The organism is Bordetella tumulicola (assembly GCF_054779135.1).
In genome coordinates this window covers 202,639-222,134 of record NZ_BAAGYU010000011.1, presented here as the reverse complement: position 1 = coordinate 222,134, position 19,496 = coordinate 202,639, and the positions used below count along the sequence as shown (strand labels likewise).

General features: G+C 56.2%; 17 protein-coding genes. 3 read left to right on the top strand and 14 right to left on the bottom strand.

Going from position 1 to position 19,496, the window contains the following annotated elements:
* Positions 1-17 precede the first annotated feature (17 nt).
* The 14 genes from ACYVDM_RS23215 to ACYVDM_RS23150 all read right to left on the bottom strand — a co-directional run bounded on the left by ACYVDM_RS23215 (position 18) and on the right by ACYVDM_RS23150 (position 16,222).
* On the bottom strand, positions 18-965 hold the full coding sequence (locus ACYVDM_RS23215; RefSeq protein WP_415790073.1) for a symmetrical bis(5'-nucleosyl)-tetraphosphatase: 948 nt from the start codon (positions 963-965) through the stop codon (positions 18-20).
* Between the two features lie 8 nt (positions 966-973).
* On the bottom strand, positions 974-1,153 hold the full coding sequence (locus ACYVDM_RS23210; protein ID WP_415790071.1) for a hypothetical protein: 180 nt from the start codon (positions 1,151-1,153) through the stop codon (positions 974-976).
* 94 nt (positions 1,154-1,247) lie between these two features.
* Positions 1,248-2,237, bottom strand: a complete 990-nt coding sequence (locus ACYVDM_RS23205) for a glycosyltransferase family 2 protein (protein ID WP_415790069.1) — start codon at positions 2,235-2,237, stop codon at positions 1,248-1,250.
* Positions 2,234-3,433 carry a glycosyltransferase family 9 protein gene (locus ACYVDM_RS23200; RefSeq protein WP_415790067.1) on the bottom strand — a complete coding sequence of 400 codons (1,200 nt, stop codon included), beginning with the start codon at positions 3,431-3,433 and terminating at the stop codon, positions 2,234-2,236. Before ACYVDM_RS23200 ends, ACYVDM_RS23205 begins: the two co-directional genes overlap by 4 nt.
* Positions 3,434-3,649: 216 nt before the next feature.
* Positions 3,650-4,564: a glycosyltransferase family 2 protein gene (locus ACYVDM_RS23195; RefSeq protein WP_415790065.1), complete on the bottom strand. Its 915-nt coding sequence runs from the start codon at positions 4,562-4,564 to the stop codon at positions 3,650-3,652.
* Positions 4,565-5,194: 630 nt separating this feature from the next.
* Complete coding sequence (locus ACYVDM_RS23190) at positions 5,195-6,892, bottom strand: dihydroxyacetone kinase family protein (protein WP_415790063.1); 1,698 nt, start codon at positions 6,890-6,892, stop codon at positions 5,195-5,197.
* A complete protein-coding gene (locus ACYVDM_RS23185) occupies positions 6,889-7,155 on the bottom strand; it encodes a DUF2061 domain-containing protein (RefSeq protein WP_415790061.1) in 267 nt (88 codons plus the stop codon). The genes ACYVDM_RS23190 and ACYVDM_RS23185 overlap by 4 nt, the downstream gene beginning before the upstream one ends.
* 180 nt (positions 7,156-7,335) lie before the next feature.
* The gene (locus tag ACYVDM_RS23180) at positions 7,336-7,851 is read right to left on the bottom strand and encodes a hypothetical protein (RefSeq protein ID WP_415790059.1); all 516 of its coding nucleotides are present in this window, start codon (positions 7,849-7,851) and stop codon (positions 7,336-7,338) included.
* A 52-nt stretch (positions 7,852-7,903) separates the two neighbouring features.
* Positions 7,904-8,290: a DUF4150 domain-containing protein gene (locus ACYVDM_RS23175; RefSeq protein ID WP_415790057.1), complete on the bottom strand. Its 387-nt coding sequence runs from the start codon at positions 8,288-8,290 to the stop codon at positions 7,904-7,906.
* Between the two features lie 50 nt (positions 8,291-8,340).
* Entirely contained in the window at positions 8,341-9,072 is a 732-nt protein-coding gene (locus ACYVDM_RS23170) for a DUF3540 domain-containing protein (protein WP_415790055.1), read from the bottom strand.
* A complete protein-coding gene (locus tag ACYVDM_RS23165) occupies positions 9,069-10,133 on the bottom strand; it encodes a pentapeptide repeat-containing protein (protein ID WP_415790053.1) in 1,065 nt (354 codons plus the stop codon). The genes ACYVDM_RS23170 and ACYVDM_RS23165 overlap by 4 nt, the downstream gene beginning before the upstream one ends.
* Positions 10,134-12,752, bottom strand: coding sequence for a DUF2169 family type VI secretion system accessory protein (locus ACYVDM_RS23160; RefSeq protein ID WP_415790051.1), 2,619 nt, complete (start codon positions 12,750-12,752; stop codon positions 10,134-10,136).
* Between the two features lie 25 nt (positions 12,753-12,777).
* The gene (locus ACYVDM_RS23155; protein ID WP_415790049.1) at positions 12,778-15,153 is read right to left on the bottom strand and encodes a type VI secretion system Vgr family protein; all 2,376 of its coding nucleotides are present in this window, start codon (positions 15,151-15,153) and stop codon (positions 12,778-12,780) included.
* Between the two features lie 139 nt (positions 15,154-15,292).
* Positions 15,293-16,222 carry a LysR family transcriptional regulator gene (locus tag ACYVDM_RS23150; RefSeq protein ID WP_415790047.1) on the bottom strand — a complete coding sequence of 310 codons (930 nt, stop codon included), beginning with the start codon at positions 16,220-16,222 and terminating at the stop codon, positions 15,293-15,295.
* Positions 16,223-16,345: 123 nt separating this feature from the next.
* On the opposite strand from ACYVDM_RS23150, the gene ACYVDM_RS23145 reads away from it, so the two are divergent.
* The 3 genes from ACYVDM_RS23145 to ACYVDM_RS23135 are packed head-to-tail and all read left to right on the top strand — an operon-like array spanning position 16,346 to position 19,476.
* Positions 16,346-17,575 carry an alpha-hydroxy acid oxidase gene (locus tag ACYVDM_RS23145; RefSeq protein WP_415790045.1) on the top strand — a complete coding sequence of 410 codons (1,230 nt, stop codon included), beginning with the start codon at positions 16,346-16,348 and terminating at the stop codon, positions 17,573-17,575.
* A 53-nt stretch (positions 17,576-17,628) separates the two neighbouring features.
* Positions 17,629-18,591 (top strand): Bug family tripartite tricarboxylate transporter substrate binding protein, encoded by a 963-nt coding sequence (locus ACYVDM_RS23140; protein ID WP_415790042.1) that lies wholly within the window; start codon positions 17,629-17,631, stop codon positions 18,589-18,591.
* 36 nt (positions 18,592-18,627) lie between these two features.
* A complete protein-coding gene (locus ACYVDM_RS23135; RefSeq protein WP_415790040.1) occupies positions 18,628-19,476 on the top strand; it encodes a TauD/TfdA dioxygenase family protein in 849 nt (282 codons plus the stop codon).
* Positions 19,477-19,496 lie beyond the last annotated feature (20 nt).

Below are 19,496 nucleotides of genomic sequence, written 5' to 3'. Positions count from 1 at the left end.
CCTCTGCGGCCGCTACCCTAGCGGCCACTTGCCTGAAATGGCCACGCATGGCGCGACCGGGGTTGGATCCAGTCACAGTAATGCGGTGTCGCTCCCGGCGCCTCAAAAGCGGGCGCAAGCGTATCCCGCCCCACCTGCACCACTTTGCGATCTTTTAGCCTGAAGGCGGTCAACACACCGCCTGTTACGCAACCGGTATCTACACACGTGACATCCGTACGCACGTACAGGCCTAGCGTCGCCCAATGTCCGAACACGATCGGCGTGTGTTCGGTAGGCCTGCTCGGGACATCGAACCAAGGCACGGTCCCGGATGGCCAACATCCGGGCGCAGCTTTGGCCCCTGGTACCAACGCACCTGTCTGCGTACACAAGCGCATCCGCGTAAACGCATTCACAATAAATCGCAACCTGCGTTCACCTTGCAATTTAGTATGCCATGTCGAGCCGGCCGAGCCACAGAGCGTGCGTATGTAATCACGCCATCGGCTATCTCTGAGCACATCTTGCGCTTCTCGTGCGAGCGACATTGCCAACGTCGCATCCCATTGCGGATAGATCCCCGCGTGAGCAAGGAGGTAGCCTGCCTCGGAATGCATCAGCGGACGACGACGCAGCCAATTCAGCAAAACGTCCAGATCGGCAGCAGTCAGGAGATCGTCGAGCGTGTCACGCCGGGCCGGTCGTAGACAACCCGCCGCAATGGCTAATGCCCGGAGATCGTGATTTCCCAACACGACTGTGGCGCGTTCGCCTAGCGCCATGATGCGGCGCAACGTCGCGGCCGAAGCCGGCCCTCGGTTCACCAAGTCACCCACGAACCAAAACCGACTGTCTGGATCGTCTGCGATTTCGGGACGCGACAACAGTGCGTTCAGAGATGCTGCGCAGCCATGCACGTCGCCGATCACCCAGATAGAGGGTGCCGTAGGCGGACCGACTACCCCATCCCTTTGGGAAGTCATGTGCGGTGTCAGGACTTGTTTCTTGCACCGCCTCCGCGGTTTCGCTGGCTCTGTTGATCTTGCCCGGTTCCGATCTGCGTGGCATGGCCTTCTTTCTTGGTACGGTTCTGCGTGTCGCGATGACTGGATTGGGCTTCACGAGGGGTATCATCGGTCGAGGGGTTGGACTTTCCTTCTTTCGGTTTCATGGCACGAGTCCTCCTGACATTAAAAGTCGGGTATGTACAAAAGTACAAAAACAGTAGCAAACGCCATTCCCGGCATAGGCCAAAGCCAGCGACCTCATGAGCCAATCCGCCTAAACCGTGCCAAGCCCACCAGCCGCCAATAGATGGAGAGCAACGGAATAAACGCCGAGGTAATCGCCAAGTCCATCACGTTGCGTGCGCACTTGTGGGTGCCCTGCAAACGCTTTACGAAGAAGAACGTCGTCAGCACTATCCAGACACCAGCGGCGCACAGCGCCGCGAACTCGTACCCCATGATGACCAACACAGCGGCCAATAGAAGCGCGACGGTCACGCCAAGATAGAACCATGGAAGATGAGCCTGAATGCGGTTGCGATAAAGAAGGGGGTACTTTTTCCTCAGCAGCATGTCGAACATGACTTTCTTTTGCATGCCAAGACCGGCGGCAAAGCGATTGGGGCGGACGGGATGCAGCACGCGGGCCGGCGGACAGCGTTCAACCCGAAACCCTCGGTCCAACAGAGCAAAGTGCAAGTCGGAGTCTTCACGCCATGCCATGGTGTAGCGAGTGTCGAATCCCCCGACGGCTTGCAGCGCCGAACGGCGCACGAAACAATTAGCGGTGATGAATTCGGCTCGGGTCAGGCCACAAGCGTCGCGTTCATAATCGCTGGGCGGATCCGGCATCGGCATGTCGGTGTCGCCCACTACTGCCGCTACAGTGGGAGATAAGGCGCTCACACCATGCTCCAGCCAATCTTCATCGGGAATCGTGTCGTCGTCGGTAAAAGCAATAATCGCACCCTTTGCGCTGCGCCAACCCACATTGCGTGCGCCAGCAGGCCCACGGCTGTCCTCTACAGCCAGGTAGCGAATCTCAGGTTTGCCGGAGCACCGCTCGCGCAGCGCCTCGACCTGCTGTCGCGTCGTGATGCTTGCTGCGTCATCGCACACCAGGATTTCGTAGGTATCGCGCGGAAACTGCTGGCGGACTAATGCATTCAAACAGCGGGCCAGCAATTGTGGACGCAGGTACGTCGGCACGACCACCGACACCAGAATGGAACCCGTGACCGGCTTCATTGCGATTTCTCGACGAACGGACGGCGGCCATTCATCAACTCTCGCGCCGCCATCGCCACGCGCCGCGGCTCGACGCCCGCGAGGCAGGCGTGATGGCCTTCCGGACAAATGCTTCGATAGCAATACTTGCACGGCACATCGTGGTTCAAAATACGAGAGGCGGTGATCCAGGGCGTATGCTGCGGGTTCGTCAGAGCGTACAGGTCGACAACAGGGATGCCGAGAGCGGCCGCAATATGCGCCGGGCCGCTGTTGTTGCAGATCATCACGACCGCGCCTTCCAACGCGGCGCCAAGCTCCCCCAAGGACAACTTGCCAGAGAGGTCTATCAAACCCGGCAGCCACTTTCGCGCCTCCCGCAGCTCGGCAGCCCATGACTCGCTCTCGTGCGCGCCTAGCAGTAAGATTCGGCGACCGTCGCCGCGCAGTTCTACCAGCGCCTGCACCATTTGCCGTGCGGGATAGCGTCGCGAAGGCGCGGTCGCGCCAGCATGCACGCAGATCCACTCCTCCTCGTCGGCCACGCCTTCGTGATAGAGCTTCGTCCGCAGCGACAGGCGGTCGATCTCTTTGACATGGAAAGACAGACGCAAATCGTCGCTGTGCGCGCCAACGCTCGCCACCAGATCCAACTGGCGCCGAACTTCATGGCGGATGCCATCCGCGGGCTCCGTTTCCCGAACCCAGTCGGTAATCAGTCGATAGGGATTTTCGCGACAATGAGCAAGGACGCGCGGAACGCCGGCCAAGTGACACAGCAGCGCGGCGGGTAGCGGGCTTTGGCTGTACGCCGTGAAGATCACCGCCGCGTCGGGCCTCAGTGCACGCAATCGTCCGATCGCATCGATATCCTGATCTCGGCCATCCGACGCATTCTTGATCCAGGCGGCATCGTAAGACAGCGTATTGTCGATTTCGGGAATAAATCGCGCCGCGATCGCCCCCGAGGGCGAAGTCAGTAATGACAGGCGCCGCGCACCTGACTGGCGCAACGCCCTGAAGGCCGGCGTACACATCAAAACATCGCCCATATTGTCCAACCGAATGCATAGGACATGAGCGCACTGTCGCCATTCTCGCGTCCTTGTTTTGCTCTGATAATCGGCATCATGCATGGGGTCCTCGACGCCGACACCCGTATTCAGGTTGAAATCGTCATCGTTACCCCGGCCAGAATATCGTTGATCACAGTCCATCGTTCCGCCTCCTGACGGCGTGTGCAGTCTCGTCCACCTGAGTTTCGAGCACTCGCGAGTTCGGTCTGTGCAAGAGCAAACGGTGTGCCGAACGGCTGTCCAAACGTCGTCCGCTGCGGGTTTCTCATGTACGACATGGCGTGCTTTGCACTTCTTACACACACGGGTAAGAAGTGCCGGCTCCAGGTCTTTGCTCGCAACCGCAGTCGCTGAGCTTTAGCGACCCGCCTCGTCACGCCAGACGGCCGCCAGCTTGCGGCAAAGGGCGGCGTCAAGCACCCGGCGGTGACGCCGGACGCACCGCCATCCGACCAGTGCATCCCGGCACGCCGCGAACCGGGTCCTCCAATCGGGTAGAAAGGAAAGTTGATGCCAACTGCGCGCCAGCGCCAACGGTAGCGGAAGGCGCAGCCAAGCTGTCCATAGCGCATTGCGCGCCAACAAACGCCGACGCAATGACGTATCGCGGGAAATGGAAGGCCAGTGGCGGAGCTGCACAGCCGGTGCATAAACGATGGTGCCGCCCTGTGCCAAGATGTCCAGCGCCAGCAACGCCTCTTCTCCACCGATAAAAAAAGGCGCCCAGTATCCTCTCGCTTGCCGAAATGCGTGGGTTCGCATGACGCTTGCGCCCGCCATAAAACCCGTCAGTTCCGGGCCGACGCCAGCGACAGACGGCAGCGGACTCGACGCCATGGCAACGCAAGCCGGGTCTGGCCGAGCATCCTCCCCAACCCAAATCCGAGCATTCAATACGGATATCCCGGGGTGCGCATCCAGGATTTCAACGGCCTTTTCCAGTGAGCCCGGCATCCAACATGTGTCGTCGTCACAGAACGCGACATAAGGCGTAGCGACCTTAACCACGCCTTGGTTCCGGCCGGCGGCCCCTAAATTGGCGCCGACGCTTACGAGGGTTACGCTCGGGAACTCACGTTCGATGCGGGGTGCTGTGTCATCGGTGCTACCGTTGTCCACAACGATCACAGGATAGGCAACGGGCAATGCCGACAAACCCCTGAGTGTGCGGCAAACTTCCTCGCACCGGTTATAGGTCAGAACAACGATCGATATCCGACCCGCCGCAGCGGGTTGAGCACTGACCATGGCATGGCCAAGCCGTTCCGTCATTCGTGCCACCCCTTAATTGACGCATCCGTGCTGGTTGACTTGGTCGCCCAACATCAACAATGCACGCTGGACCTGAGTATGTACGCATACTCGCAAACAACGTACCAGCCACAGGGAGGCAACAAAGCCACCACGACTCCACGTCGCAGGTATGAAAAATGCTGTCTCTCAAGGGAATCCACCATTATGAGGAGCCACTATGACGCCCACAGAAAACCAAATGGAGCGCTGCATAGACAGTTGCCTTGCCTGCTATAGACGCTGCGTACAAACCGCCATGGGATACTGCCTCGAGGAAGGAGAAATGCACGTCCAACCCACCCACTTCCGCTTGATGATGGGATGTGCTGAGCTATGCCGAACCGCGGCGCACATGATGCTTGTCCGAGTCGAAAACCATAAATTCGTCTGCGGCGCATGTGCCGTGATATGTGAGGACTGCGCGCGAAGCTGCGAGGGCCTGGACGGAATGGCCGATTGTGCACGCATGTGCAAGGAATGCGCCGAACAGTGCGACCAGATGGCTGCATGATGCATACGCAGCGGTCAGGGTTGCCGTAATGCCACTTTGCGCCGCGTTCGAACCTACGGCTTGGAGTACGTTCGAACCCGTTGGAGAATTGTGTCTATTTAACGCTTCAACCCCACGCGTAGCGCCTGCAGCCAGCACGTTACCGCGACGGCGCCGCCATCCGGTATGCCAACGGCGCGCTCGCCCAGATAACTTGCCCGGCCCAGACGAGGTTGCATGTTGGCTGTGTCCTCGGCCGCCTTGCCCGCGGCGTCAACCGCCTGGCTGAATGCCTCTACGCCATCCGTGCCGGCGCTCAACGCCGAGTGCCAGGCGTCGCTGGCCGCCGCAAGAGCATCGACCATTGTGCGATCGCCCGGTTTGGCGCCGCCCATCTCCATGACGGCATCCAGGGCAGCGGCAAAGGCGGTCTGCCATTGCGTAGGCGTGGGTTGTGCCACGTCCGCCAGCTCTCGGCTGGCACGCAATAGCCCAACCGCATAAAACGGCCCGGAGCTACCGGCGATCGCGCGCCGCATACTCTGCGCCAGTGAAGCGAAAAACTGATTAGGCGTATGGAACGCTTCGGGCGGCAAGTCAAGAATGGCCTGGCCGCCACGCGCCATGCTGGCGCCCAGATCTCCGTCCCCTGCTTTCGCGTCGAGGTCAGCGAGTTCGGCTTCGGCGGCGATCAACGCATGCGCGACCCCTGTTGCGATTCGCTGGAGTGTCGCGGTCAGTGGGCCTTCAGGCGTAAGGGTGAATTCCACCTCCAGACCTGCGGGCGCCGAAACAGTGGCGCGCTCTTCAGTAAGACGAGCCGAAGCCGTCCACGCCGGCGCAGCGCAGGGCGCATCCAATAGTTCCAGTAGTTCCCCATCCAATGACAGCACCGACAGCGAACATCCGGGCATTTCGAGTGCGGTCATGAAATTGCCGACCCAGGCACGCGTGGGTGTAAGACCCCTTGCGCGTAGGGTCGCCAGCGCGTGCCGTGCGACGATCTGTAATTCGAGAGGAGGTGTCGCGCCCAAGCCGTTGACCAGCAACGCGACCTGATGGGTATCACCCGGTATCTCGGCTAATATTTGCTCGAGCATGTCCTGCACGATCGCGTCAGCGGGTTTCATATTGACACGCCGCACGCCCTTTTCGCCATGGATGCCCAGTCCATACTCGATCTCGGTCTCGCCTAGCGAGAAGCTCGGTGTGCCCGCTGACGGCACGGTGCAGGCTCCCAGCCCCACGCCCATGGACCCAATACTCGCGGCCGCGCGTGCCGCAACTGCGGCGACTTTGTTCAGCGACCAGCCCTTGGCCGCTGCCGCACCGGCAATCTTGTGCACCCATACGGTGCCGGCAATCCCGCGACGGCGTTCGGCCGGAACGATATCGCGCAACGCCACATCGTCGGCGACCACCACGGCCTCAACGGGGATGCCCTTCTCGCGTGCCAACTCAGCGGCCAGCCCGAAATTCAGGCGATCGCCTGTGTAATTTTTGACGACCAACAAGGCGCCAGCAGGGCCGGCGACAGACAGAATGGCCGCCAGCACCGCATCCACGCTAGGAGAGGTAAACACGTCACCTGCAATCGCCGCGCTGAGCATGCCCGCCCCAACGTAGCCCGCGTGGGCAGGTTCATGGCCGCTGCCTCCCCCGGACAAAACCGCGACCGGGCGTTGATCGGGCTGGGGTAAGTCGCGTAAAACAACAATGTTCTCGCCCTGAACGAGTGCGAGGTGGCCGGTGGTGTCGACCAGACCCTCAAGTGCTTCCCGGACGATGTGACGAGGATCATTGATGAGTTTTTTCACACGGACTCCGCAACAATATGGTTAGGAATAGCCTGCTCTCGGGCTAGTTTACGGCTCCGCGACCGTTCCCATGCTTTCTCGTGGAAAAAGTAAGCAAACGCCTGGACCGTGGGCTCCAACAAACTCAGCGTGAGTGACGCCAACCAGTTGCCCGTCACGGCGTAGGCCACCACGGCTGCGACCATAATGTGCAGAAAGTAATAGCTACCGGTCTTGAGCAGCATGCGCGAAGTTTCGGGACGGAGTTGGCGAAAGCGGGACATGGCGGGCTTCTTACGTGAATGAACTTAAGTAAACGATAATTATTATTATTTATATAAGCCAATTGGAATTTATGCTTCACGCTATAGCTAATTTCTATCATAACAGATAAAGCAATTCACTTCTTCTCCACCACCGCTCACAAGCGAGCACACTCCCTATCGCGCCTGGCGCTGACGATGTCAACGCTGTTGCTTCGCATAAGGGCTATTGCCCTCTAGCAAAATGACAAAATTCTGCGGCTGCCTGGCCAGATAATGCACCTCGAATGGCTGGCCTACGGCGGGATAGCGTACTTGGCCGCGGCTAGGGTACACATTGAAATTAGAACTATCGAAGTGCGTTTCTATCCGCTCGCCATCGGCTTTCTGCAACATGACCGAATAACGTTCGACGGACTGATTGTTGTGAATATTGCCGGTATCTTTGACGGAGACGACCACTGCTTGCCCGGGGACGCCATAGTGATAAATCAGTGGCGCCGTCACGTAATGACCAAACATGAACAGCACTGGCGTTCCAAAGGGAATACCGATCATCAAGACGCACACGACCACGAGTAGCGGTGTGCTGGATGAGGGCACGCCCATCAGCCGGGAAACCAGCAGGATGATGAGTACGAGCGCAATAATAAAAACGGGGAATGGCCAGACCTTATCCATCATCCAGACCAGCCATGACACTAGAGTTTCCGCCATATGAATCCTGACCCTGCGTTATCGGTTATTAGCGTTGCGGAATTGCCCGTTGCTAGGGAGACAACACCAGGACTTTAAGCTGACTGGGGACGATGCGGATCGATAGCGGGCAGTTGATCAAGTTTGCCGGCCCGAGACTGGTGACCCGTGTGCTGGGCGTTCCCCTGACAATCACCGTAAATGCTCCCGTGAGATGCTGCTGCCGGGACATCACCGTTTGTGAAATCAACCCCAACCCAATGCCCGGCGTGTCCCCCACCGTCAGCGGGCGGGCGCTCATCAAGTTATGCCATGGCCCGCCACCGCACAGAATATTGAATGCGATCGGGATCGTCAAAGGCCCGAAGGCCATATTGGGATACGGAATCGGAGGAAGCGGCGTCTTACATACATCCGGAAAACCTAAATCCATTCCGCCGAATTGTGCATTTGCAAACATGAGTTTCTCCTCGCGTGGGGGCTGTATCGTGCTGCGCCAAACGTGGCGTCCTAGCCCATCAGAATCTGCTTACCGTCGACTTTCATGATCGTTTCACCATTAATAAACGTGGTGTTTCCATTTAGCCGAGCAATGAAATCGGCGGCATAGTCGATATTGATCGCTTTCACCGTGTCGGTGCCGGTGACGTAACGTGCGGACCGGCTCGTCGTTTCACTCACGGACTGGTAGTACGACTCTCGCTGATCACCCGTATATCTGGACGTTACCGACACCACGTTCAGTTCAACGCTAGTGAGCGTGTAATCAAGGCTTTTGATAGACCAGTCTTTCGTGTTGACGGCACCCGAGTCGGCCTCGAGGCTAAAAGCGTCCGTTTGCATCGTCAGACGGTCACGGCCCGTCAGCGAAAGCGTGTCGGCGGATACGGCAAGCTCACCATCGACTTGCAAGATCATGCGTCCTCGGGTGCCCTGCTCCAGTACCGCAATAATGTACAGCCCACCTGCCACGTCCCCCGATACCAATACTTTGTCACCGGGATCCGGACGCAGCAGGCAGCTCGCCGCACGCTTGACCTGATACTGACGCCCGTGCTCGCGATTGCTGACCGTAAAAAAAACATTATCATGGGCGTCGACCAGAAATGCGCTGTGCACATGCGTGTCGCCACCAAACGCAGTTGCCGTCTTTTGAAGCAGCGGGTCCAAATGCCCCGTCTTGGCATCGATCTCGCCATCGGCACTGGCGCGAACGTCATTATCCTGTTGACGAAGGTTCATGATAATTTGACCCATTGCTCCGCCTGCAACAACGCATGATCCGGCGACAAAATGCCACTCTTGGACCCATAGCGGGTCTCATGATCAATGACCGCGTGGTGCTTGCTTCGCATGAAACGCCCGCCACGAAAATTGGCGTAGCTGATATTGGAGTACGAGAAATCCGTAAATGACATGCTGCAATCAGAAAAGTCAGCATGCTGTAAATTGCTGCGATTCAAGATCGTCATCGTCATATCGGCACCCCGGAAGTTGGCACCCTCGCAGTTAGTGCCAGAGAAATTTGCGCTTTCAAGCTGCGCGCCGGCAAATACCGCGTTGGTCGCATTGGCCTCTATGATTAACGCCTGCCGAACCGTGGCACGGTCAAATCGGCAGGCCTGCAAGTCACACCCCTTTAAACACGCTTGAGATAAATCCGCCTGCGAAAAATCGCTGCCCGCCATATCGCTGTCGGTAAACTGAGCCTGGACAAGATGCATGCCCTGAAAACTATAATCTCTCGCCGTGCATTCCAGCGCAATCAGATTCGTGAAGCGTGTGTTCTCCAGCGTCAGGTTTTCGAAATTGAAATCCGTCATTACCAAATGCTGAAAATCGGAGTCCTTAAACCCTAACCGTACCTGCTCATTATGGGACATCACGAGCTTTTCTATCTGGGACGCCTCGATTTGCAAATCAAGTATCGGCGCCTTGACCAGCATGCCCTCGTTATAGCGGCACTCGCTGAACACACAGCCTTCAAATGCACACCCGAGAAATTGGTTTGTATGGAATGTGCCTCTTTCAAACACACAATTTACGAACCGGCAACTGGAGAACACGCAGTCCTTGAGCGCCGTATCCGACCAGCGAACGCCGGCGAATACGGACTCATCGACATGGCAAGACCGCCAGTCCATTTCAGAGAACGCATTATTCTCAAAGATGCACTGTCGAATCTCCGCGCCATGCCACGCCAAGCCCTGCCAAGACAAATTTTTCCATAAAGAATCGGTAATCGACTCCCCGTCATGCACCAAAGACAGGAAGTGTTGCTGTGCCGTGTCTAGCCCCATCATTTATTTACGCAATGGATAGACATTAGACCTATCCATCAACATATCCTGCTGAATCGTATTTGCATCGGCCTTGATCATGGCAAGCTCAGCGCTAAAAAAAGACACATGCCGCATGTCGGTACAAGTGAAGTCGGCCGACTTCATTTGCGCCTCACTGAAATCGGAATTATTGATATGCGCTTTGGACAAATCGGATCGAACAAACAGGCAGCGTTTGAAGAAACTATCCGCAATACTGGTCTCCTGCATTTTCGCTTCCGAAAAATCACACGTACTTAAATCACTGGCCATGATCGTGGCTTGGTTGAAGTCGACTTTTCTAAAACTGGATGCCGAGACCGTCGAATGGGAAATATCGAGATCTTGTAGCATCGTGTCCGCAGCAAAATAAAGCTTTGACGCCTGACATTGGGAAAGATGGAATCCTTGTATGGCCGTTATGCCGGCAAATGACATAGAGTCAATGTGGCAAGCGTCCATACGCAGCCCTTTTATCCGTCCTTTGAGAAAACCGTGCCGTAGAAAGTGGCATTTTTCAAAGGTGATATTCTCCAACCGGCTGCGCGTGTAGGCAAAATTAACGAAACGGCATTGCTCAAAAATGCAGTTTTTCAAGCTGATTTTGAAATGCATCCACGCAGTCAGATCTGACTGTACAAAGCGGCAATCTTCAAATTGCGCTTTGTCCGACTGCACATCAGGTAGCCGGCAATCAATAAACTGGCACTGTTTGAAAATGGCTTGATTCCAGTCCACTGACGAAAAATCGCAGCCATGGAAAACGACTTGATAGAAATCACACCGTGCCATCTGCGATTTCGAAAAATTACAGCGAGAAACGCGGCTTTCCGTGATTGTCAGGCCATTCAAACTCCAGCCGGCATAGGATGCCTCCGTGGCCACAAATCCATGCAACTCGTAGCCGTCATCACCTGCCGGCAGTGGGTCAGTAATGAGCTGGTTCAAACCAAAGATTCGATATAACTTCCTCGGCCTACCGGACCAATCACGCTTTGGCGGCGTTGTAGTGAGCGCTCTCGAGGAGCTATCCTCAAACTGCTCTAGCTGCAGTAACCGAAGTTGCCGTAATTGATCTTGTGCGGCGGGACTTGCCGCGGTCTGCGGGCTTTCTCCAGGCGAAATGCTTTTCTCAGCGTCTTCTTTCAAAGAGACCAGCAGAGCCTCTCGATGCTCTCGCAGATAGCGCTGACGCTCATCAGCCGTTTTCTTGGACGGCTCTTCGGTGCTCGGTTTAGAGGCTTGACGACGTTTCCTGAACTGCTGCTTGGCCTCCTTCAGGCTCATCTTGCCCTGCCGCTGCTGCTTAAGGATGTCCTCAATGACTTCATCGCGAGAGATTTTCCCGTTCCGACTTTTCTTCAGCCAGGCCAGCTCTCTCTCTACCTCAGCAGTCTCTTCGGATTTGGTCGAACCTGCCTCCGCGCGTAGCGTGTTCTGCGCCAACTCTTTCTCTAACTTTCTGAACTTGTTCTGCAACAACGGAGAAAGCTCGATCTCATCGTCTGACGTCACGCGGATAAAACGCGTATCGACAAGCGCCTTATCCAACAGCGCGGAAAACGCGGCCGTTTGCGGATTCAGTCGCTCATGAAACTCTTTTTCGTAATACGCCTGCGGCCTGGCTAAATCAGTATGCTCCGCGGCATACAAAATATGACTAACGTCGCTGGCGTCATCCTCACCGATAAGCACCGCGCCCTGATAGATCAGGATCGCCTTTTCGAGATGAGGGTAGGCCCAATAAGTGGTCAGTTTCAGAGGCACTTCCCTGAGAAAACCCGACTCTTGGGCGACGACCTCCGCCATTTTAATGAATGCCCTGACAACCAAAGGCGGCACGGTCGTGATCAGTTTTTCCTTATCGCGATGCATATGCGTAAAGGCAATCTGGTCTCCCGTCTCGAGACGATTGAGTCGCTGCCGTGGCGGGCTTTGATTGAAGTACTCCCAATCAATATCCCGGGCAAAACCGGGAAACTCATGCACCCGCCAGTGGTCGTCATAGGTACCCAACATCAGATGCCGACCGGGAGTCTCGATGGGTATGGCGGCGTACCCGGCAGGCGCGTAGCGTTTGCCCGGGTGAATCACGGGATGGGCGGGGTCTTCGATATTTGGCAGGAATCGAACTGACAGGCCATTAAGTTCAGTATCGTGATGCCCCTTTCCTACCGGATTATCCTCATAACCCGCGCCACCGTAGGCATTGCGCCAATTGATGGGGATGCTCTCAAACGGAATCGCCTGGGTAGGTTTGCCATCTGACCAATAACGATCGCCGGTCACCCACAAGTCTTTTCTGACATTGTTGACCGATACCGACACGGCCGTCCTGCCATTGACGGCATATACCCCAAATCCATGGGCGTTGAGGATAATTTCCGGCGTGTGCTTGGGGATACCGAAGTCCAGCGCTTCCGTGCCGAAATTCAGAACAGATTCATCCTTGAACGTGCCCCATAGCCGCTGCTCGGTATCCAGATAAAGCCCGGATGAAAAATCCACCATCGCGTAAGCGGTGACAGCCAGATAATCCTTGTTCAGATATTTATATGGACGAGTCAGGCAGGACAGGCGATTGGGTTTGATGACGTTCATTAACCAACAACAAATTTCACAGTGATCAAATAATCAAGAACAGCGCTTTGAACACCGTCTTGAGCTCGCCAAATTTCCCGTCTATCCCAAAACCTTTGGCAGACACCGCGCCGATATCAACCTTGACGTACCCGAGGTCCGATTTCTTGCCGTAGATAGTATTCTGAGAAAGATTGAATTGATGCCGAGCGGCCGAAAAAGACTGATGGAACGCGCGGAATTGAAATACCTCTACGTAAGCCTCACCTTTCCAAATACCGTGTGTGAAGTTAGATTTGCTGGTTTCTTTGATTGTTGCCCCATTCAACAGCAACTCGGGCGTTTTGAACTCGATGGCGTCTGGCGCTTGGTGCGTCGTCTTCGATCCGGCCATGTTGATAGAGTGTGAAGCATCGCCGCGTTGAATATCCAGTGGGCCCGCATCCGCCAGCAATTTCATCGTCGTGGCGGTTGTGAAATCACCCTTACCTGCGGTTGCGTCGATCATGACATCCGTAGGCGCCTTCAGGTACGCATTGTCGCCGCTGAACATCAACTGATGATCAGGGCCGCCTTTCTCCAGGGTAACCGTGTTATCGCCGGTCGATTTAACCCGCACAAAACCGTCCGCCTCGAATACGCCATAGCCAGAATCGGCTTTGATCTTGATATGGCCGCTAGTGGAGGTCATATCAATATCTGATGTGGTGGTATTGGTATATTTTTGCGAGAAAGTCTCTACGCGATCGCCGGAGGTAACCTTCAGCGTATCGACACCGCCATCTACGGTTGTATCCCGGTAGCCGCCAATCAAGTTCTTTTGATAATCGCCAATATCATTGTCTTCAAAAGTCCCAATCGTGGTCGTGCGGGATTCGCCTACGTCACGCGTTTCCAGCCCTTCAACCACGACATGCAGATCTTTCTCCGAATGCAGCTTCACATACTCGCCACCCAGCTTGTTCTCAATATACATGTGGCTTTCGTTGGCCGGACTACCATAATGAGAACGGCTGCTGAAACCGACAATAGTGGGTGACGGGCTGAATCCCCCCGCAGGCATCTGACGATCGTTATAGACGCGACCCGTGACGATTGGGCGATCGGGATTGCCGCCGATAAAGTCCACTACCACTTCCTGACCCACGCGCGGCGTACTGACCGCACCATAACCATTACCAGCAGAATCATTCGATACGCGGACCCAGCACGAGCTGTTTTCGTCAGGCTGGCTGTAGCGGTCCCAACGAAAATGGACTTTTATGCGCTGGAAGTCATCGGTATAAACCTCCGAGCCCGACGGCCCTGTCACCACGGCCGTCTGGGGACCCGTCGTTTTAGGAACGGGCGTGGCCACGGGCGCGCGGAAAGGCAGGCTGGTGGGCTGAACCGAGAACTCGAATCGGTACTCCCCTTCGCCCTCTCCCGACTGATAGCCGGCCTCAGTCAGAAAATATTTGACCGAAACAATCAGATATTCCCGGATATCCACTTTGCGGGGGCTTCGGCGCAAACTAAACGTATAACCGGGAGCTAGCCCACGCACAGTGGCGCAACCGCTGCTGCGCTCGCTGGCGGAACGTGTTTCCTCAAGCCGAATCCTGACGTAATGTTCGCCATGCTGGACATCAACGTACCCCCCTTGCCAGTCGTAGATCTCACGATTGGCTTGTTCTACCGGGTAGGAATCCTTGAGACGGCTTTGCAGATTGAGGCTCGATTTCTTGAAGTCGTAGTCGTTGACAACATACTCGACCCCCCGCAGTTCCTCTTCACTGCGCCACGTGTAAATGACGTCATCGCCGATCACGGCATTGTTTTCGTGAGGCAGGTAATCCAGCGAGGCGTAGTCTGGCAGAGGCTCATGCTCGCCGATGTCATCAATCAGCACCAACGTGTTCTGATTCTTTTCGTGTTTGAAGTAATAATAAATACCTTCATGCTCCATCAGCCGGCTGATAAAGTCGAAATCGCTTTCCTCGTACTGGACACAATATTCACGGGTTCGATACGAACCCTGTAGTTTTTTCTCGTAGGTGCAACCCGAGTACGAGCCCAAAACTTCGTCCAGTATCTCGACGACACTCTTGTTCTGATAGATTTTGCAATCGCGGTTCCGCGTCAAATACCACAACCACGGGCACACGGTTGCTCGGTATCGCGCCAGGCGCACGCCGCCCGCCTCCTGCCCAACATAGGAAAATCGGGTGACATCGCCGGTTAAATAACGCTTGGCGCCAGGTTGCGTTTCTATTTCCAGCGTCAGGGGCTTACCCAACACAGAGGTAGCACTGATTTCGGCCGTTTCCGCCACGAGTTCCACTTCAAACTCATACAGTTTGGACAATGTTTCTTGTCCGTGCATGCTTTTGAACTTCAATGCCGCCCCTAAGGCGGTCTCAGCGACGACGACTCGATTCATGATCCCCACTCTATTCAACGGCGTTAGGCACGGCTACACCTGCTCCGGCTGTGGCACTTTCGAGAGGGATACTAGATTTCCAAGATGCCAAGAATATGACTGTTAATGAAAATTACATTTGAAGCACATTTGTTGAAAATTATGAATCGCCGGCGTCACGGCATTTTGAGAACTGACTCCCGCGTACAGTCAAGTCAACCACTTGCTGTACGAGTCGGGCCTGACGCGCTCGCGACGTCACGATGAAGTACTCGACCTGGCCAGTGGTAGGCATGCCCATCACTTCCATAAGCTCTCCACGTTTTAGCCGCTCTTCGATCAGTACTCTCGGCAGATAACCCATCCCGCCGTTGCGTGCCACAAGATCGATCAGCGTGTTCATGTTGTCGCAGCTATTCACATTGCGCAGATCGGCCCCCTTTGATTTCAGCATCTCGACCTGCCCCGCGAAATATGGCGAATCTCTTGGTATCAACCAAATGGGCCCGGCATTAAGCAAAGAAGCCAGCGCTCGCTTCTTGAGGTTGCCGTCACCGAAGAGGCGCCAACGATCCTGTGCCATCACCCAGAGCATGGGCGTGCACCCTAGCGAGGTGCTCGTCAGTGTCGGGTATTCCACCCTGCCCGCCATGAGAACAAAATCCAATCGGCCGTCCTCCAATTGAGCGAGCAATCGGCGGGCAATGCCAATATGAAGCTCGTAGGTCACGTCCGGCATTTCGCGCTGCAGTTGGCCGACTAAATTTCCAAACCAAGTCATCGGAATATCACCGGAACCTATCCGGATTACCCCTTGAGTGGCGAGACTGTCACGGGCACTGCCGAGCACCTCTTGAACTTCAGCCACCAAGGGCTCGATGCGATGAAGGAATTTTCGCCCTTCCACCGTGGGCTCCATACGGTGGCCTTTACGCTCGAACAATGTCGTGGACAGCGACGCCTCAAGTTCACGTATGCGCAACGAAATTGCCGGCTGAGTCGTGTGCATTTTTTGTGCCGTGGCTGCAAAGGTGCCAAGACGGTTAACCCAAAGCGCGGTTTCCAAGTTAAGCAAGGTAGGGCGTGACATAGGGTGTGAAGATTCCATCAACATAATAATTTCTTATGTTATTGGAAAATTAAAAGTGATTTTTTCTTTTATTAATTTAGGCTTTAAATAGCACGACATCACCAAATCAGCTCAAGGCGTGTCATGCCACTAAGCTCCCGACTCGATCGGAATGCGTCCTCAAAAGATCTGCCCCAATCATCCAGAGGGTCAACGCCCTCTTTCCCGGATGCACAAACCGTTGCTGATCTACGTGCCATCGCTCGACGTCGCTTGCCGCTAGGTCTATTCGAATTCGTCGATCGAGGCAGCGAGGCCGAATTGGCTTTACGTGGCAACCGCGAGGCGCTGGATCGCGTTCGACTGTGGCCGCGGGGCCTAGTCGACGTTAGTGAACGCAATACGCGCACGACGTTGTTTGGCCGCACGATGGCGCAGCCCTTCGCTATCGCACCCACAGGCGCCGCTGGGTTGTTGTGGCATCACGGCGAAATTGCTTTGGCACGGGCAGCCGCAGCGCAAGGCGTTCCCTTTACGCTCTCCACCGCGTCCATCACCTCGATGGAGGATGTAGCCGATCAAGCAGGGGGACGACTTTGGTTTCAGCTCTACATGTGGCCGGATCGACGTATGTCTTATCAATTGCTTGATCGCGTCAAGGCAGCGGGGTACGAGGCCCTGCTGGTCACTATTGATACGGTTGTATCTCCCAAGCGTGACTACAACCATCGCAATGGATTCTCGGTACCGATTCGCATCAATCGGCGCAATGCACTGGACGTGGCGCTGCATCCACGTTGGATGTTAAGCGTCATGGCCCGCTACTTGTTAACTAGCGGCATTCCCCGTCATCAAAATTATCCAGAAGCGTTGCGTCGGTCCCTGATGGAAAGGCCAAGGCATGTGCGCGGAACACCCAAGAACGAGACGCTTACCTGGGAAGACCTGCGTGAACTGCGAAAACGCTGGCAAGGGCCGTTATTAGTCAAAGGCGTCATACACCCGGAAGACGCGCGGGCAGCGATGAATTGCGGTGCTGACGGCGTGGTGGTATCGAACCATGGAGCCCGTAATTTCGATCCGGGTATCGCGGCCATTGACGCGCTACCCGCCGTGGCTGAAGCCATAGGCGACCACGGCACGGTGTTAGTGGACAGCGGCTTTCAACAAGGCAGCGACATCGTCAAAGCACTCTCTTTGGGCGCAAATGCCGTGCTGCTGGGCCGTGCTCCGCTATATGGCGTGGCTGCCGGCGGCGAAGGTGGGGTGACCCGCATATTGCAAATCCTGGCGGACGACGTGGACAGAACCATGGCATTCATGGGCTGTCGCAGCATCGCCGAACTAGGGCCGCATTGCATAGCACGCCGCTGATCCTTTGCCCGATTTTCGCGCCCCATTATCAATTACAACGACGAGACAACGCTATGCAACGGAGACATTTTTGCCTGTTCCTTTCCACGATAGGCCTGGCCCCGACTCTCGCCCTCGCCAATGAGGACTATCCCGCCCGAGCCATCACGATGATTGTCCCGTTCGGACCCGGCCTCTCCACTGATGCGATCGCGCGGTACATGGCGGACGAAATGGGCAAGATCGTCGGCCAATCCATCGTTGTTGAAAACCGGGCCGGTGCCGGGGGCACAGTGGGTTCACAAGTCGCGTCGCGCGCGACTCCCAACGGCTATAACCTCGTATTCGTGTCGAACGGCTCTCATGCCGGTAACGTCGCGCTGTTCAAGAACCTACCCTACGACCCGATTAAGGACTTCACGCCGGTCGGCGCCATCAGCGCCGCTCCCTGGGCACTGGCGGTACGCCCCGACCTTCCTGCCAAAGACGTACCCGAGTTCCTGCGTTATGCGTCCGAGAGACCTGGCGCGGTAACGGTGGCGCATGGCTCGGCAAGCTCCCGGGCCTGCGTGGCGCTACTCGAGACCAAAGGCGGCATAGACGTCAACGACATCCCCTATAAGTCACTACAACCGGCAATGATCGACGTCGAGGCCAAACGACTGGATGCCTGTTTTCTACCTTTGGGCGTGGCAATCATGGCCCACAACGCAGGCAAGCTGAAAGTTCTGGCCATCACGGCACAAAAACGGTCGCAATTGGCGCCCGATATTCCGGCCATGGGCGAATACCTTCCAGGTTACGAACTCGTGTCCTGGATTGGAATTATGGCGCCCGCTGGTACGCCATCGGACATCGTGCAAAAGCTGCATTCAGCGATGGCCACCGTCCTCTCCAACCCTAAGACAGTCGAAAAGCTGGCTGGGTTCGGGCACGACGAACTTGCACTGGACCCGTCTCAGTTCGCCGAACTGGTTGCCGCTGACATAGGCCGTTGGAAACAGCTCGTGCACGACGCCAACATTCCACAGCAATAGGCAGTTCGACTTCTTCTTATCAGACAGGAGACCCATATGACGCTGCAGGTCCGCCCTTTCAACGCTCTATTCGCCGCGCAGGTAACCGGCATTGATTTGCGGCAGCCGCTTTCCCGCGATACCTATGAAAAGCTCGAGGATGCCTTAGCCACATATGGCGTGCTTGGCATTCCCTCTCAACCCATCGATGACGCCCAGCAAGTGCAGTTTTCTTCGGGATTTGGCCCGCTGCATCAGGCCAGCCGTGACCCGGCGCAACGTCGGATAAAGGACCCGAATTTTCAAGATGTCTCGAATCTGAATCTTCAAGGCGAAATCGCCCGCAGTGGGGAGCGCGCCTACAGCGATGCCAATCTGCTCTGGCACACCGATCTTTCCTTTGTTGCCGCGTCAGCGCGCATTACGGTTCTGTCGGCCCGCGAACTGCCCGCGGAGCCACCGCCCACCGAATTCGCCGACATGCGCGCTGCCTGGGACGCACTACCTACCGATCGTCAACGTGAACTCGAAGGCTTGCAAGTCGAGCATAGCGTTCTCACCTCCCGCGCCAAGACCGGCTACACACGATTTACCGAGGCCGAGCGCAAGGTATTGCCGCCCGTGACACATCCACTCGTGCGACGCCATCCTCGCAGCGGCCGAAAATCCCTTTATCTGGCTTCGCATGCATCGCACATCATCGGGTGGCCCGTTGAAAAGGGACGTGCCCTGCTTGCGGATCTGATCGAATACGCCACGCAACCGCAGTTCGTCTTTGCGTATCAGTGGAACCCATTTGACGTGCTGATGTGGGACGACACATGCACCATGCACCGTGCCGTACCTTTCGACTCGCGTAACCAGCGTCGAGAGCTGCGCTGGAACGCAGTAGTCGAGCCCGCTTGAACAACATGGGGAAAATAGAT

Excerpts from the sequence above, each read along its gene's own strand:
- ACYVDM_RS23135 (WP_415790040.1), top strand. The coding sequence starts at position 18,628 with ATGACGCTGCAGGTCCGCCCTTTCAACGCTCTATTCGCCGCGCAGGTA.
- ACYVDM_RS23150 (WP_415790047.1), bottom strand. The coding sequence starts at position 16,222 with ATGTCACGCCCTACCTTGCTTAACTTGGAAACCGCGCTTTGGGTTAAC.
- ACYVDM_RS23155 (WP_415790049.1), bottom strand. The coding sequence starts at position 15,153 with ATGAATCGAGTCGTCGTCGCTGAGACCGCCTTAGGGGCGGCATTGAAG.
- ACYVDM_RS23180 (WP_415790059.1), bottom strand. The coding sequence starts at position 7,851 with ATGGCGGAAACTCTAGTGTCATGGCTGGTCTGGATGATGGATAAGGTC.
- ACYVDM_RS23195 (WP_415790065.1), bottom strand. The coding sequence starts at position 4,564 with ATGACGGAACGGCTTGGCCATGCCATGGTCAGTGCTCAACCCGCTGCG.
- ACYVDM_RS23145 (WP_415790045.1), top strand. The coding sequence starts at position 16,346 with ATGCCACTAAGCTCCCGACTCGATCGGAATGCGTCCTCAAAAGATCTG.
- ACYVDM_RS23200 (WP_415790067.1), bottom strand. The coding sequence starts at position 3,433 with ATGGACTGTGATCAACGATATTCTGGCCGGGGTAACGATGACGATTTC.
- ACYVDM_RS23175 (WP_415790057.1), bottom strand. The coding sequence starts at position 8,290 with ATGTTTGCAAATGCACAATTCGGCGGAATGGATTTAGGTTTTCCGGAT.
- ACYVDM_RS23185 (WP_415790061.1), bottom strand. The coding sequence starts at position 7,155 with ATGTCCCGCTTTCGCCAACTCCGTCCCGAAACTTCGCGCATGCTGCTC.
- ACYVDM_RS23165 (WP_415790053.1), bottom strand. The coding sequence starts at position 10,133 with ATGATGGGGCTAGACACGGCACAGCAACACTTCCTGTCTTTGGTGCAT.
- ACYVDM_RS23210 (WP_415790071.1), bottom strand. The coding sequence starts at position 1,153 with ATGAAACCGAAAGAAGGAAAGTCCAACCCCTCGACCGATGATACCCCT.
- ACYVDM_RS23140 (WP_415790042.1), top strand. The coding sequence starts at position 17,629 with ATGCAACGGAGACATTTTTGCCTGTTCCTTTCCACGATAGGCCTGGCC.
- ACYVDM_RS23170 (WP_415790055.1), bottom strand. The coding sequence starts at position 9,072 with ATGAACCTTCGTCAACAGGATAATGACGTTCGCGCCAGTGCCGATGGC.
- ACYVDM_RS23160 (WP_415790051.1), bottom strand. The coding sequence starts at position 12,752 with ATGAACGTCATCAAACCCAATCGCCTGTCCTGCCTGACTCGTCCATAT.
- ACYVDM_RS23215 (WP_415790073.1), bottom strand. The coding sequence starts at position 965 with ATGACTTCCCAAAGGGATGGGGTAGTCGGTCCGCCTACGGCACCCTCT.
- ACYVDM_RS23205 (WP_415790069.1), bottom strand. The coding sequence starts at position 2,237 with ATGAAGCCGGTCACGGGTTCCATTCTGGTGTCGGTGGTCGTGCCGACG.